Genomic DNA, 11,833 nt, shown 5'->3' with positions numbered 1-11,833 from the left:
CTTGGGAATACTCGCGACCCATCAACCCTTGAGGGTGTTGAGGTCTTCCGCGTTGATACTGGATTTGTTGCGGAACAGCAGCACCAGGATGGCCAGGCCAATCGCCGATTCAGCGGCTGCCACGGTCAGGATAAAGAACACGAACACCTGGCCGTGCATGTCTCCCAGGTAGTGGGAAAACGCCACGAAGTTCATGTTCACGGCAAGCAGCATGAGCTCGATCGCCATCAGCAGCACGATCAGGTTCTTGCGGTTCAGGAAGATGCCGATCACAGCGAGCGCAAACAGCATGGCGCCCAGCGACAAAAAGTGGCCCAGAGTCAATGTCATGCTTTTTTCTCCTCGGCAGCAGCTTGCGCAGGCTCTTCAGCAGCAGGCTTTTGGGTGGCGGCCAACTTGACCACTGCCAGACGATCGGCCGCACGCACTCGGATCTGCATTGAAGGATTGATGGCCTTGCTGTCCTTGCGCTGACGCAGGGTCAGTGCGATGGCAGCCACCATGGCCACCAGCAAAATGACTGCAGCGATCTCAACGGGATACAGATACTGGGTGTACAGCAGCTTGCCCAACGCCTTGGTGTTGGAGTACGGGACCACATGACCAGCGGCATCGACCATGGCAGCGACGGCCTTGGGCTCTTCCATGCCGCGGAATCCGCCCATCAACACGGCAGCCATTTCCAGGGCGATGACCGCCCCAATGAGGGCCGCCAAAGGGAAATGCTTCCAGAACCCCTTGCGTACGGTATCGATATGAATGTCCAGCATCATCACCACGAACAGGAAGAGCACCATGACCGCGCCCAGGTACACCAGCACCAGCGCAATTGCCAGGAACTCTGCCTTGAGCAACAGCCAAACAGCCGCCGCCTGCGAGAACGCAAGGATGAGATACAGCACTGCATGCACAGGGTTGCGCGCAGTGATCACCCGGAAGGCTGCAAACAGCAGCACCACCGAGAAGAGATAGAAGAAACCAGTCTTGGCGTCCATGAATCGGGTCTTTATAGAAAGTCTGGCAAAGAGGCTGAACCCCGTACCGCTCAGCGGTACTTGGCGTCTGCAGCCTTGGCTGCCGCAATTTCACCTTCGTACCGGTCGCCCACAGCCAAGAGCATGTCCTTCGTGAAATACAGGTCACCACGCTTTTCGCCGTGGTATTCAAAGATGTGTGTCTCGACAATCGAATCGACCGGGCAGCTCTCTTCGCAGAACCCGCAGAAGATGCACTTGGTCAAGTCGATGTCATAGCGCGTGGTGCGACGCGAACCATCTGCACGCACATCCGATTCGATGGTGATGGCCATCGCAGGGCATACGGCTTCGCACAGCTTGCAAGCGATGCAACGCTCCTCGCCGTTGTCATAACGGCGCAGTGCATGCAGGCCACGGAAGCGTGGCGACAAAGGCGTCTTCTCTTCGGGAAACTGCACGGTCACTTTGCGGCGAAACGCGTAGCGGCCAGTCAGGGCCATCCCCTTGAGCAACTCCACGAGCATGAAGCTCTTGAAGAAATCCTTGAACGAAAAAGGTGCAGCAGCAGCAACAGCAGTCATTTGTGTCCCCGCTTATTTCCAGATATTCCAAGGCGAGAGCAACCACCCGCCAACAAACAACAAGTACACCAGCGTGACCGGAATGAAGATCTTCCAGCCCAGACGCATGATCTGGTCGTACCGGAACCGCGGGAAGGTAGCCCGGATCCAGATGAACATGGATACCACAAGGAAGGTCTTGAGACCCAGCCAGATCCAGCCTGGAATCCAGTTGAACACCGCGCTATCGATGGGAGACAGCCAGCCGCCCAGGAACATGAGAGCCGCCAGGATGGATACGAGCCACATGCTGGCGTACTCGGCCAGGAAGAAGATCGCGAAGCCCATACCGGAGTACTCGACCATGTGGCCGGCCACGATTTCTGCCTCGCCTTCCACCACGTCGAAGGGATGGCGGTTGGTTTCTGCCACGCCGGAGATCAGGTACACAAGGAAGATCGGCAGCAGGGGCAGCCAATTCCAAGACAGGAACGTCAGGCCCTTGTCTGCGGCCATGCCCCGCCCCTGACCCAGCACGATTTCCGTCAGGTTCATACTGCCCGACACCATGATCACGACGAGGAAACAAAAGCCCATCGCGATTTCGTAGCTCACCATCTGTGCCGAGGCCCGCAGTGCGCCCAAGAATGCGTACTTGGAGTTGGAAGCCCAGCCCGCAATGATCACGCCATAGACTTCGATGGAAGTGATGGCCATCACCAACAACAGACCAGCATTCACATTCGCCAAGGCCACATCGGGGCCGAAAGGAATGGCCACCCAGGCAGCCAGGGCCGGCATGATGGCCATGACGGGCCCGAGAACAAACAGGCCCTTGCTGGCCGCCGTAGGCTGGATGATTTCCTTGGTCAGCAGCTTCAGTGCGTCAGCAATGGGCTGCAGCAGCCCCATCGGCCCCACGCGGTTGGGACCGTGGCGCACTTGCATGAAGCCCAGCAGCTTACGCTCCCACAACGTGAGGTAAGCCACGGCACCCATGAGCGGCGCCAAGATGCAGACGATTTTAATCAGGATCCAGAGCACTGGCCAGACGATGCCGGTCCACCACCCAAAGGAGAGCAGGTTCAGGCCCGCGTTGTAGATCGCGTCGATCATGCGGCCACTCCTTCGCGTGCCATGCGTGCGTCGGCAGTGAGCTGCAGCGACGTAGAACGGCGCACCAAGCCGTCCAGTTGATAGATGGATGCCACGACCGGATCACCAGCTGCAGCCGTTGCGGCTGGCGACGCCTTCACTGCATTCGACAACTGTGCGGCGGGCACCTGCGTAACGGCACCGGCAGCGGCGTTCGTCGCACGGGTCAGAACATCCTGGGAGGTCTCAAAGTCGAAGCCTGGCACACCCAACAGGTTGGCCAGCACGCGCAGAACCTTCCAAGCGGGACGGGTATCGCCCAGAGGGCGCACCACGGCGTGGAAACCCTGTATGCGTCCCTCGGCGTTGACAAAGCTGCCCGAAGTTTCCGTGAACGGAGCAATTGGCAACAAAACGTCACTGAACTCCATGTTGGCCTTGAAGGGGCTCAACGTGACCACCATTTCTGCACCAGCAAGAGCAGTTGCAGCTTGAGCACCCGTCGCAGAATCATGGACGGGCTCGGTGTTCAGCAGCACCGCCGCCTTCAAACCACCGGAGAGCATTTGAGCCGCATTCAGTCCGCCGTTGACAGGGTGAGCGCCCGCAAACTGCGCGCCCACCGTATTGGCGGCCTCTGTCAGGTAGCCCACCGTTGCACCAGTGTTCTCTGCAATCCAGTTGGCCCATGCCAGCAACTGCGTAGCTTGCGCGTGGTGCGCCGCCGCATTGCCCAGCAACACCGCCTTGCGCTCCCCGCCCAGCAGCGAGCGGGCGATGGCCTGGGCAGCCTCGTTGGCCGCGCTGGCACCTTGCGGAGCGGGAATGCCCTTTTCATGGGCGATGGCGGAAGCAATGCCTCCGAGCATCTCGACCCACTGGCCGGCACCTTGTGCCACAAATGTCTGCACCGGCATGGCCCAGTCATGGGATACCGAAGCGATGGCACTGACCTGGCAGCCATGGCGGACCGCCTGACGGACGCGCTGCGCAAACAACGGATGGTCCTTGCGCAGGTTGGAACCCACGACCAGCACGCGCTGGAGCGTGGACAACGAAGCGATGGACGTACCGAGCCAGCGAATACCTTCGGGAGCAGCGAACTCGGCGTTGCGCAGACGATAGTCGATGTTGTCGCTACCAAGACCGCGCACCAGGGCGCTGGCCAGATACAGCTCTTCCAACGTACTGTGAGGACTCACCAGCGCACCAATGCTGGCCGCGCCGTGGTCGTTCTTGATGTTCTTGAGGCCATTGGCCACGTATTCCAACGCAGTCTGCCAGTCCACTTCCTTCCACACCCCACCCTGCTTGAGCATGGGCTGGGTCAGGCGGTCGTCACCGTTGAGCGCTTCATAGGAGAAACGGTCGCGGTCGGCAATCCAGCATTCGTTGACAGCCTCGTTTTCAAACGGGACAACGCGCATGACCTTGTGGTTCTTGACCTGAACAATCAGGTTGGCGCCGGTGGAGTCATGTGGACTCACCGAGCGGCGGCGCGACAGTTCCCAGGTGCGGGCGCTGTAACGGAAAGGCTTGCTGGTCAATGCACCCACGGGGCAGATGTCGATCATGTTGCCCGACAGTTCGGAGTCCACCGTGTCGCCGGCGACCGTGGTGATTTCCGAATGCTCGCCACGATGGATCATGCCGAGTTCCATCACGCCCGCCACTTCCTGGCCGAAGCGCACGCAACGGGTGCAGTGGATGCAGCGGCTCATCTCCTCCATGGAGATCAGAGGGCCCACGTCCTTGTGGAACACCACGCGCTTTTCTTCCTCGTACCGCGAGGAGGAGCCACCGTAGCCCACGGCCAGATCCTGCAACTGGCACTCGCCGCCCTGGTCGCAGATGGGGCAGTCCAGAGGGTGGTTGATGAGCAGAAACTCCATGACCGACTGCTGCGCCTTGATGGCTTTGTCGCTCTTGGTACGCACGATCATGCCCTGCGTGACCGGCGTGGCGCAGGCTGGCATGGGCTTGGGAGCCTTCTCCACGTCCACCAGGCACATGCGGCAGTTGGCGGCGATCGAAAGCTTCTTGTGGTAGCAGAAATGCGGAATGTAAGTGCCAGCCTTTTCAGCCGCATGCATCACCATGCAGCCCTCGGCGACTTCCACTTTCTGACCGTCCAGTTCAATTTCAACCATATGTTTTCTCGCGATCAGACGGAAGTCGCGGCTTGTGGAGCCTTGTTCCGGATCAGTGCCTCAAACTCGGGACGGAAGTGTTTGATCATGGCGCGCACAGGCATGGCGGCAGCATCACCCAGCGCACAGATGGTGCGGCCCTGGATGTTGTCCGCCACCGAATTGAGCAGATCCAGGTCACCCTCACGACCCTGTCCATGCTGGATGCGATCGATCACGCGCCACATCCATCCCGTGCCTTCACGGCAGGGCGTGCACTGGCCGCAGGATTCATGCGAATAGAAATACGACAGGCGCAGCAGACTTTCGACCATGCTCCGGGAATCGTCCATGACGATCACGGCACCAGAGCCCAGCATGGAGCCAGCCTTGGCGATGGAGTCGTAGTCCATCGTGCATTCCATGATGACGGATGCAGGCAGGACAGGGGCCGATGAACCACCAGGAATCACCGCCTTGAGTTGACGACCTTTGCGCACGCCACCGGCCAGTTCCAGCAGCTTGGCAAATGGGGTACCCAACGGCACCTCATAGTTGCCTGGCTTTTCGACGTCACCAGACACCGAGAAAATCTTGGTGCCGCCGTTGTTAGGCTTGCCGCACTCCAGATAAGCCGCACCGCCATTGCGGATGATCCAAGGCACAGCCGCAAAGGTTTCCGTGTTGTTGATGGTGGTGGGCTTGCCATACAAGCCAAAGCTGGCCGGAAACGGTGGCTTGAAACGGGGTTGCCCCTTTTTACCTTCCAGCGATTCGAGCAATGCAGTTTCTTCACCGCAAATGTAGGCACCAAAACCGTGGGCTGCGTGCAGCTGAAAACTGAAACTGCTGCCCAGGATGTTGTCGCCCAGATAACCTGCTGCCCGCGCTTCTTCCAGAGCGGCTTCAAACCGTTCGTAGGTCTGGAAGATCTCACCATGGATGTAGTTGTAGCCCACCGAGATGCCCATCGCATAAGCTGCGATGATCATGCCTTCGATGACGATGTGCGGGTTGAACTGCAGAATGTCACGGTCCTTGCAAGTACCAGGCTCACCTTCATCGGAATTGCACACCAGATATTTTTGGCCTGGGAACGAGCGGGGCATGAAGCTCCACTTGAGACCCGTAGGAAAGCCTGCACCACCCCGGCCACGCAAGCCAGACTCCTTGACAGTGGCAATGACCTGATCCTGCGTCAGGCCTTCTTCACCATCCTTGCCCAGGATACGACGCAGCGCCTGATAGCCACCACGTGCTTCGTAGTCCTTGATGCCCCAGTTGTTGCCATTCAGGCCCACATAGATTTGGGGGTTGATATGGCGGTCGTGGAAACAAGTCTGAACACCCGTAGCCTGGAACTGGGAGAGTATTTGTGCTGCCGTGGTCATCACTTGCCCTCCGCGGCCCGCAGGCCGTCAACGAGCTGGTCGAGCTTGTCGTTGTCCATGAAGCTGCACATCGTGCGATCATTCACCAGCATCACAGGCGCATCAGCGCAAGCACCCAGACATTCGCATTGCTGCAGAGTGAAAAGGCCGTCAGGTGTGGTCTCACCCATCGAAACACCCAGCTTCTTTTCCAGGTGATGCAGCGCCTTTTGCCCGTCGCGCAGCTGGCAGGGCAGATTGGTGCACACGTTGAGCTTGTACTTGCCCACCGGTTGCTGGTTGTACATGTTGTAGAAGGTCGTGACTTCGTGCACAGCGATCTGAGCCATGCCCAGATAGTCGGCGATCACTGCCTCGCTCTCGGCGCTGACGTAGCCTTGCTCCTGCTGAACAATGGACAAGCACGCCATCACCGCAGACTGCTTCTGGTCTGCGGGGTACTTGGCCACTTCGCGCGCAAACCGCGCCTTGGTCGCTTCGGTAATCATCGGTCAATCTCTCCGAACACGATATCCATGGTGCCAATGATGGCGACAGCGTCCGCGATCATGTGGCCACGCGCCATTTCGTCGAGCGTCGCCAGATGCGCAAAACCCGGCGCCCGGATCTTGAGTCGGTAAGGCTTGTTGGCACCATCACTCACCAGATAAATACCGAATTCGCCCTTGGGATGCTCCACCGCCGCATAGGCCTCCCCTTCCGGCACGTGGAAACCTTCCGTGAAGAGCTTGAAATGGTGGATCAGCTCTTCCATGTTCGACTTCATGGATTCACGCGCGGGCGCAGCCACCTTGTGGTTGTCCGTGATCACAGGACCGGGGTTGGCCTTGAGCCAGTCCACGCATTGCTTGATGATGCGATTGGACTCGCGCATTTCCTGCACACGCACCAAGTAGCGGTCGTAGCAGTCACCGGTCTTGCCCACTGGCACATCGAAATCCACACGGTCGTATACGTCGTATGGCTGGGTCTTGCGCAGGTCCCAGGCGATACCGGAGCCACGGAGCATGGGGCCGGTCATACCCAGATTCAGGGCTCGCTCGGGGGGCACCACGCCGATGCCTACCGTGCGCTGCTTCCAGATGCGGTTGTCGGTGAGCAGTGTTTCGTATTCGTCCACACAGCCTGGGAAACGCTGGGTGAAATCGTCGATGAAGTCCAGCAGAGACCCTTGACGATTCTGGTTCAACGCCTCCAGCGCCTTGGCATTCTTGATCTTGCTGACCTTGTACTGCGGCATGCTGTCGGGCAGGTCGCGGTAGACGCCGCCCGGGCGGAAATAGGCCGCATGCATGCGCGCGCCAGAAACCGCCTCGTACATGTCAAACAGATCTTCCCGCTCGCGGAAGGTGTAGATCAGGATGGTGGAGCTGCCGCAGTCGTTGCCGTGCGAGCCCAACCACATGAGGTGGTTCAGCAAGCGCGTGATCTCGGAGAACATCACGCGGATGTACTGCGCGCGCACGGGCACTTCCAGGCCCAGCAGCTTCTCGATGGCAAGGCAGTAGGCGTGCTCGTTGCACATCATCGACACGTAGTCCAGCCGATCCATGTAGGGCAGTGACTGGATGTAGGTCTTGTGCTCGGCCAGCTTCTCGGTGGCGCGATGGAGCAGACCGATATGCGGGTCAGCGCGTTGCACAACCTCGCCGTCCAACTCCAGCACCAGGCGCAACACACCGTGCGCCGCAGGGTGCTGCGGACCAAAGTTCAGGGAGTAGTTCTTGATTTCAGCCATGATGGATCACATGAGACGCGAGGCGGCTCAGTGCAGGCCTCCGTACTTGTCTTCGCGGATGATGCGGGGCGTGATTTCCCGCGGCTCGATGGACACAGGTTCATACACGACACGGCGCTGCTCGGCGTCGTAACGCATTTCGACATGTCCAGACAGGGGGAAATCCTTGCGGAAGGGGTGCCCGATAAATCCGTAGTCCGTGAGAATGCGGCGCAGGTCGTTATGGCCATCAAACACGATGCCAAACAGATCAAAGGCTTCGCGTTCGTACCAGTTGGCTGCATTCCACAACTCAGCTACCGAAGCAACAACCGGGAAATCATCGTCTTGGCAGAACACCTTCACGCGCACTCGCTGGTTGAGGCTGACCGACAACAGGTGCGACACCACACAGTAGCGTGCACCCTCATGGACTGCATCGCCATATGCAGAATAGTCCACACCGCACAAATCGATCAGCTGCTCGAAACGGCAACCTTCCGAATCGCGCAGCAAGCGCATCGCATCCAGATAGTCCGCAGCAGCGACCACCAGGGTGACCTCATCGAGAGCGACCGAAATCTGGCGCACTTTGGCACCCAGCGCCGCAGAGATATTCTCTTTAAGCTTCTCAGGCCGAATGGCAACAGCTGTCATCATCAACCCTTCAGACACGAGCAATGGTGTTGGTGCGGCGGATCTTCTGCTGCAGCTGGATGATCCCGTAGATCAGAGCTTCTGCCGTCGGAGGGCAACCTGGCACATAAACATCCACCGGCACGATGCGGTCACAACCGCGCACCACCGAATAGCTGTAGTGGTAGTAACCACCACCATTGGCACACGAACCCATCGACAGGACCCAGCGCGGCTCGGACATCTGGTCGTACACCTTGCGCAGTGCGGGGGCCATCTTGTTGCACAGCGTGCCTGCCACGATCATCAGGTCGGACTGACGAGGGCTGGCACGGAACACTTCCGCGCCAAAACGACCGATGTCATACCGGGCCGCCGCAGCGTGCATCATTTCCACAGCACAGCAAGCCAGACCAAACGTCATCGGCCACAGAGAACCGGTCTTGGCCCAGTTCACCACGGAGTCGTAACTCGTGGTGATGAAGCCTTCCTTCATCACGCCTTCAATCATTGCATTGTCCTTGTTGAAGTCCGCTCATTCCCAATCCAGGGCACCCTTTTTCCATTCGTAGGCAAAACCCACGACCAGAATGGCCAGGAAAATCACGACCGCCACAAAACCGGCCACGCCCACCTCGTGCAGCGTGACCGCCCACGGGAAAAGGAATGCGATTTCCAGGTCGAACAGAATGAAGAGAATGGCCACGAGGTAGTAGCGCACATCAAACTTCATGCGCGCATCCTCGAAGGCTTCAAAGCCACATTCGTAGGGGGAGTTCTTTGCGGCATCCGGGCGGTTGGGGCCCAGTATGTAGCCGAGTACAAGGGGGACAACGCCTACGGCGATGCCGACCAAGATGAACAAAAGGACGGGGAGGTACTGATCGAGGTTCATCTTGAGGATGTGCTCACCGCTGTGGCCTTGCCCGTCAGGACCCAAGCCGGGTCATGCAGGCAGGCCTTTGTTTTGGTGCCGTCGGCGAGACTCGAACTCGCACAGCTTTCGCCACTACCCCCTCAAGATAGCGTGTCTACCAATTTCACCACGACGGCTGATTTTTGCATCTGGATGGCATGAGGAACCTTGCGGCTTTTGGCTTTCCAGACAATCCAGAATTCTACTCCGGAAAAACCCTGCTTCGGCCCTGCGGGCCGAAATTCAGTTCAATTATTTGGTCGGGATCTGCGCGGCGCCCGAAGCGGGAGCGGCAGGCGCTGCAGGCACCTCAGAAGCAGGTGCGCCGGCAGGCACGGCAGCGGCAGGCGCTTCCAGAACGCTGCCCGAACTGGCGGGACGAGCGTTGCCAAAGTAGGCCAACGCGAGCGTAGAAACAAAGAACACCGCAGCCAGCACGGCCGTGGTACGAGACAGGAAGTTGGCGCTGCCGCTGGCGCCAAAGAGGCTGCCCGAACTGCCGCTACCGAAAGCCGCCCCCATGTCGGCTCCCTTGCCATGCTGAATCAAGATCAGGCCGATCATGGCCAGGGCCGCCAACATCTGCACCGCCAAAATCACATTCACGATCACGTTCATTCTCTGTTCACTCCTGATTGAATTGTTTGACTCGCAGCCGCCTCAACGAGCGGCCGCAATGATTTGTAGAAAGTCGGGCGCCTTCAGCGAAGCACCACCGACCAGACCACCGTCGATATCGGGCTGCGCCAGCAACTGGGCTGCATTGGCCGCATTCATGCTGCCGCCGTACAGCAACCGGATGCGGTCCGCATGCTCGCTCGCAGCTGCCAGCTGGGTGCGCAGCACGGCATGCACGGCTTGCGCCTGCTCCGGCGACGCAGTGCGACCCGTGCCAATGGCCCACACTGGCTCGTAAGCCACCACGATCTCGCTGATGCAATGACCGTTGAGGTGAATTACCGCTGCGAGTTGCCGCTTGACCACCGCCTCGGTCAGTCCCGCTTCACGCTCCTGCAGTGTTTCCCCCACACAGACCACCGGCGTCACACCGGCCGCCAGCGCGCGCTGGGCCTTCTCCGCCACGATCGCGTCCGTTTCACCATGGTACTGGCGGCGCTCAGAGTGCCCCACCAGCGCATAGCGCACACCAAAATCCTTCAGCATGGCCACCGATACCTCACCAGTGTAGGCACCCGCCTCGTGCGAAGACACATCCTGTGCTGCCAACGCAATGACAGTGCCAGCCGTCAACGCCTGCACCTGCGCCAGATAGGGCGCTGGCACTGCGACGGCCACATCACAAGCCACATCTGCAGCGCCCGCAATCAAGGCCTTCAACAAAGCTTCGTTGGCAGCGAGGCTGCCATTCATCTTCCAGTTGCCTGCGATGAGTTTTTTCTTGTTGTTCATGATTACCACGTCAAAACAATCTTGCCAACGTGCTGGTTGGACTCCATCAGCGCATGGGCTTGCGCCGCATCCGCAGCAGCAAACGTGCTGTGGATGACCGGACGGACCTTGCCCGCTGCCAGCAAGGGCCAGACATGCTCACGCAGCGCCCGTGCAATCGCCCCCTTGAAAGCCACGGGACGCGGACGCAACGTGGACCCTGTGATGGTGAGCCGCTTGCGCAGCACCAACCCGGCATTGAAACCACTCTGCACACCCCCTTGCACGGCAATGATGACGATCCGGCCGTCCTCGGCCAGGCATTCGACCTCGCGGGCGACATAGTCACCTGCCACCATATCGAGCACCACATCAACACCACGCGCCTCGGTGATTCGTTTCGCCTCGGCCACAAAGTCCTGAGACTTGTAGTTGACGGCGTGGTGAGCGCCCAGCGCCAGGCAAGCTGCACACTTGTCATCGCTCCCAGCGGTGGCAATCACGGTAGCACCGAAGGCACGTGCCAGCTGAATAGCCGTCACGCCAATGCCACTCGTACCGCCTTGCACCAGGAAGGTTTCACCGGCTTGCAAACGCGCACGGTCAAAGACATTGCTCCACACCGTGAAGAACGTCTCCGGAAGTGATGCAGCCTCTACGTCACTGAAGCCGTCAGGCACCGGCAGGCATTGCACCACCGGCGCCACACACCACTGGGCATAACCACCACCCACCACCAAGGCGCAAACACGGTCCCCCACACGAATGCCCGCCTCTGCCATCGCCAAAGCATCGCCCGACTCAACCACCCCCGCGACCTCCAGCCCCGGAAGATCCGAGGTGCCAGGGGGCGGCGCATAGTGGCCCATTCGCTGCAATACGTCAGGGCGATTGATGCCACTGGCCGCAACGCGGATCAGCAGCTCACCCGCACCCGCTACAGGAGCGGGGAGCTCACCCAGACGCAGCACCTCAGGCCCACCAAACGATGTGATCTCAACAGCATGCATAACGGGGTTTACC

The 11,833-nt window shown here is 59.5% G+C and carries 14 protein-coding genes and 1 tRNA gene; all 15 read right to left on the bottom strand.

Annotated elements, in window-relative coordinates:
- Positions 1 to 21: 21 nt before the first annotated feature.
- The 15 genes from nuoK to ACTJKQ_RS05765 all read right to left on the bottom strand — a co-directional run bounded on the left by nuoK (position 22) and on the right by ACTJKQ_RS05765 (position 11,820).
- The gene (gene nuoK, locus ACTJKQ_RS05835) at positions 22 to 330 is read right to left on the bottom strand and encodes an NADH-quinone oxidoreductase subunit NuoK (protein WP_005793248.1); all 309 of its coding nucleotides are present in this window, start codon (positions 328 to 330) and stop codon (positions 22 to 24) included.
- Positions 327 to 995: an NADH-quinone oxidoreductase subunit J gene (locus ACTJKQ_RS05830; protein WP_440596290.1), complete on the bottom strand. Its 669-nt coding sequence runs from the start codon at positions 993 to 995 to the stop codon at positions 327 to 329. The genes nuoK and ACTJKQ_RS05830 overlap by 4 nt, the downstream gene beginning before the upstream one ends.
- 50 nt (positions 996 to 1,045) lie before the next feature.
- A complete protein-coding gene (nuoI, locus tag ACTJKQ_RS05825; RefSeq protein WP_010463942.1) occupies positions 1,046 to 1,558 on the bottom strand; it encodes an NADH-quinone oxidoreductase subunit NuoI in 513 nt (170 codons plus the stop codon).
- A gap of 12 nt (positions 1,559 to 1,570) precedes the next feature.
- Positions 1,571 to 2,653: an NADH-quinone oxidoreductase subunit NuoH gene (gene nuoH, locus ACTJKQ_RS05820; RefSeq protein WP_056061569.1), complete on the bottom strand. Its 1,083-nt coding sequence runs from the start codon at positions 2,651 to 2,653 to the stop codon at positions 1,571 to 1,573.
- Entirely contained in the window at positions 2,650 to 4,782 is a 2,133-nt protein-coding gene (gene nuoG, locus ACTJKQ_RS05815; RefSeq protein WP_440596289.1) for an NADH-quinone oxidoreductase subunit NuoG, read from the bottom strand. The genes nuoH and nuoG overlap by 4 nt, the downstream gene beginning before the upstream one ends.
- 14 nt (positions 4,783 to 4,796) lie before the next feature.
- Positions 4,797 to 6,152 (bottom strand): NADH-quinone oxidoreductase subunit NuoF, encoded by a 1,356-nt coding sequence (gene nuoF, locus ACTJKQ_RS05810; protein WP_440596288.1) that lies wholly within the window; start codon positions 6,150 to 6,152, stop codon positions 4,797 to 4,799.
- Positions 6,152 to 6,640 carry an NADH-quinone oxidoreductase subunit NuoE gene (gene nuoE, locus ACTJKQ_RS05805; protein ID WP_440596287.1) on the bottom strand — a complete coding sequence of 163 codons (489 nt, stop codon included), beginning with the start codon at positions 6,638 to 6,640 and terminating at the stop codon, positions 6,152 to 6,154. The genes nuoF and nuoE overlap by 1 nt, the downstream gene beginning before the upstream one ends.
- On the bottom strand, positions 6,637 to 7,890 hold the full coding sequence (locus ACTJKQ_RS05800; protein WP_056061550.1) for an NADH-quinone oxidoreductase subunit D: 1,254 nt from the start codon (positions 7,888 to 7,890) through the stop codon (positions 6,637 to 6,639). Before ACTJKQ_RS05800 ends, nuoE begins: the two co-directional genes overlap by 4 nt.
- 27 nt (positions 7,891 to 7,917) lie before the next feature.
- On the bottom strand, positions 7,918 to 8,526 hold the full coding sequence (locus ACTJKQ_RS05795; RefSeq protein ID WP_056062144.1) for an NADH-quinone oxidoreductase subunit C: 609 nt from the start codon (positions 8,524 to 8,526) through the stop codon (positions 7,918 to 7,920).
- Positions 8,527 to 8,536: 10 nt separating this feature from the next.
- A complete protein-coding gene (locus tag ACTJKQ_RS05790) occupies positions 8,537 to 9,016 on the bottom strand; it encodes a NuoB/complex I 20 kDa subunit family protein (protein ID WP_007849129.1) in 480 nt (159 codons plus the stop codon).
- A gap of 24 nt (positions 9,017 to 9,040) precedes the next feature.
- Positions 9,041 to 9,400, bottom strand: coding sequence for an NADH-quinone oxidoreductase subunit A (locus ACTJKQ_RS05785; protein WP_056061547.1), 360 nt, complete (start codon positions 9,398 to 9,400; stop codon positions 9,041 to 9,043).
- A gap of 73 nt (positions 9,401 to 9,473) precedes the next feature.
- Positions 9,474 to 9,558, bottom strand: a tRNA-Leu gene (locus tag ACTJKQ_RS05780).
- Positions 9,559 to 9,673: 115 nt separating this feature from the next.
- Positions 9,674 to 10,039: a preprotein translocase subunit SecG gene (secG, locus tag ACTJKQ_RS05775; protein WP_440596286.1), complete on the bottom strand. Its 366-nt coding sequence runs from the start codon at positions 10,037 to 10,039 to the stop codon at positions 9,674 to 9,676.
- A gap of 42 nt (positions 10,040 to 10,081) precedes the next feature.
- The gene (gene tpiA, locus ACTJKQ_RS05770) at positions 10,082 to 10,831 is read right to left on the bottom strand and encodes a triose-phosphate isomerase (RefSeq protein WP_440596285.1); all 750 of its coding nucleotides are present in this window, start codon (positions 10,829 to 10,831) and stop codon (positions 10,082 to 10,084) included.
- 2 nt (positions 10,832 to 10,833) lie between these two features.
- A complete protein-coding gene (locus ACTJKQ_RS05765) occupies positions 10,834 to 11,820 on the bottom strand; it encodes an NAD(P)H-quinone oxidoreductase (protein WP_440596284.1) in 987 nt (328 codons plus the stop codon).
- Between the last annotated feature and the right edge of the window lie 13 nt (positions 11,821 to 11,833).

It is taken from the genome of Acidovorax sp. 22279 (assembly GCF_052045435.1).
GTDB lineage: Bacteria > Pseudomonadota > Gammaproteobacteria > Burkholderiales > Burkholderiaceae_C > Acidovorax > Acidovorax delafieldii.
Note: the sequence above shows the minus strand (reverse complement) of the source record. Positions and strands in the feature narration are given on the sequence as shown.

Excerpts from the sequence above, each read along its gene's own strand:
- nuoK (WP_005793248.1), bottom strand. The coding sequence starts at position 330 with ATGACATTGACTCTGGGCCACTTTTTGTCGCTGGGCGCCATGCTGTTT.
- ACTJKQ_RS05830 (WP_440596290.1), bottom strand. The coding sequence starts at position 995 with ATGGACGCCAAGACTGGTTTCTTCTATCTCTTCTCGGTGGTGCTGCTG.
- nuoI (WP_010463942.1), bottom strand. The coding sequence starts at position 1,558 with ATGACTGCTGTTGCTGCTGCTGCACCTTTTTCGTTCAAGGATTTCTTC.
- nuoH (WP_056061569.1), bottom strand. The coding sequence starts at position 2,653 with ATGATCGACGCGATCTACAACGCGGGCCTGAACCTGCTCTCCTTTGGG.
- nuoG (WP_440596289.1), bottom strand. The coding sequence starts at position 4,782 with ATGGTTGAAATTGAACTGGACGGTCAGAAAGTGGAAGTCGCCGAGGGC.
- nuoF (WP_440596288.1), bottom strand. The coding sequence starts at position 6,152 with ATGACCACGGCAGCACAAATACTCTCCCAGTTCCAGGCTACGGGTGTT.
- nuoE (WP_440596287.1), bottom strand. The coding sequence starts at position 6,640 with ATGATTACCGAAGCGACCAAGGCGCGGTTTGCGCGCGAAGTGGCCAAG.
- ACTJKQ_RS05800 (WP_056061550.1), bottom strand. The coding sequence starts at position 7,890 with ATGGCTGAAATCAAGAACTACTCCCTGAACTTTGGTCCGCAGCACCCT.
- ACTJKQ_RS05795 (WP_056062144.1), bottom strand. The coding sequence starts at position 8,526 with ATGACAGCTGTTGCCATTCGGCCTGAGAAGCTTAAAGAGAATATCTCT.
- ACTJKQ_RS05790 (WP_007849129.1), bottom strand. The coding sequence starts at position 9,016 with ATGATTGAAGGCGTGATGAAGGAAGGCTTCATCACCACGAGTTACGAC.
- ACTJKQ_RS05785 (WP_056061547.1), bottom strand. The coding sequence starts at position 9,400 with ATGAACCTCGATCAGTACCTCCCCGTCCTTTTGTTCATCTTGGTCGGC.
- secG (WP_440596286.1), bottom strand. The coding sequence starts at position 10,039 with ATGAACGTGATCGTGAATGTGATTTTGGCGGTGCAGATGTTGGCGGCC.
- tpiA (WP_440596285.1), bottom strand. The coding sequence starts at position 10,831 with ATGAACAACAAGAAAAAACTCATCGCAGGCAACTGGAAGATGAATGGC.
- ACTJKQ_RS05765 (WP_440596284.1), bottom strand. The coding sequence starts at position 11,820 with ATGCATGCTGTTGAGATCACATCGTTTGGTGGGCCTGAGGTGCTGCGT.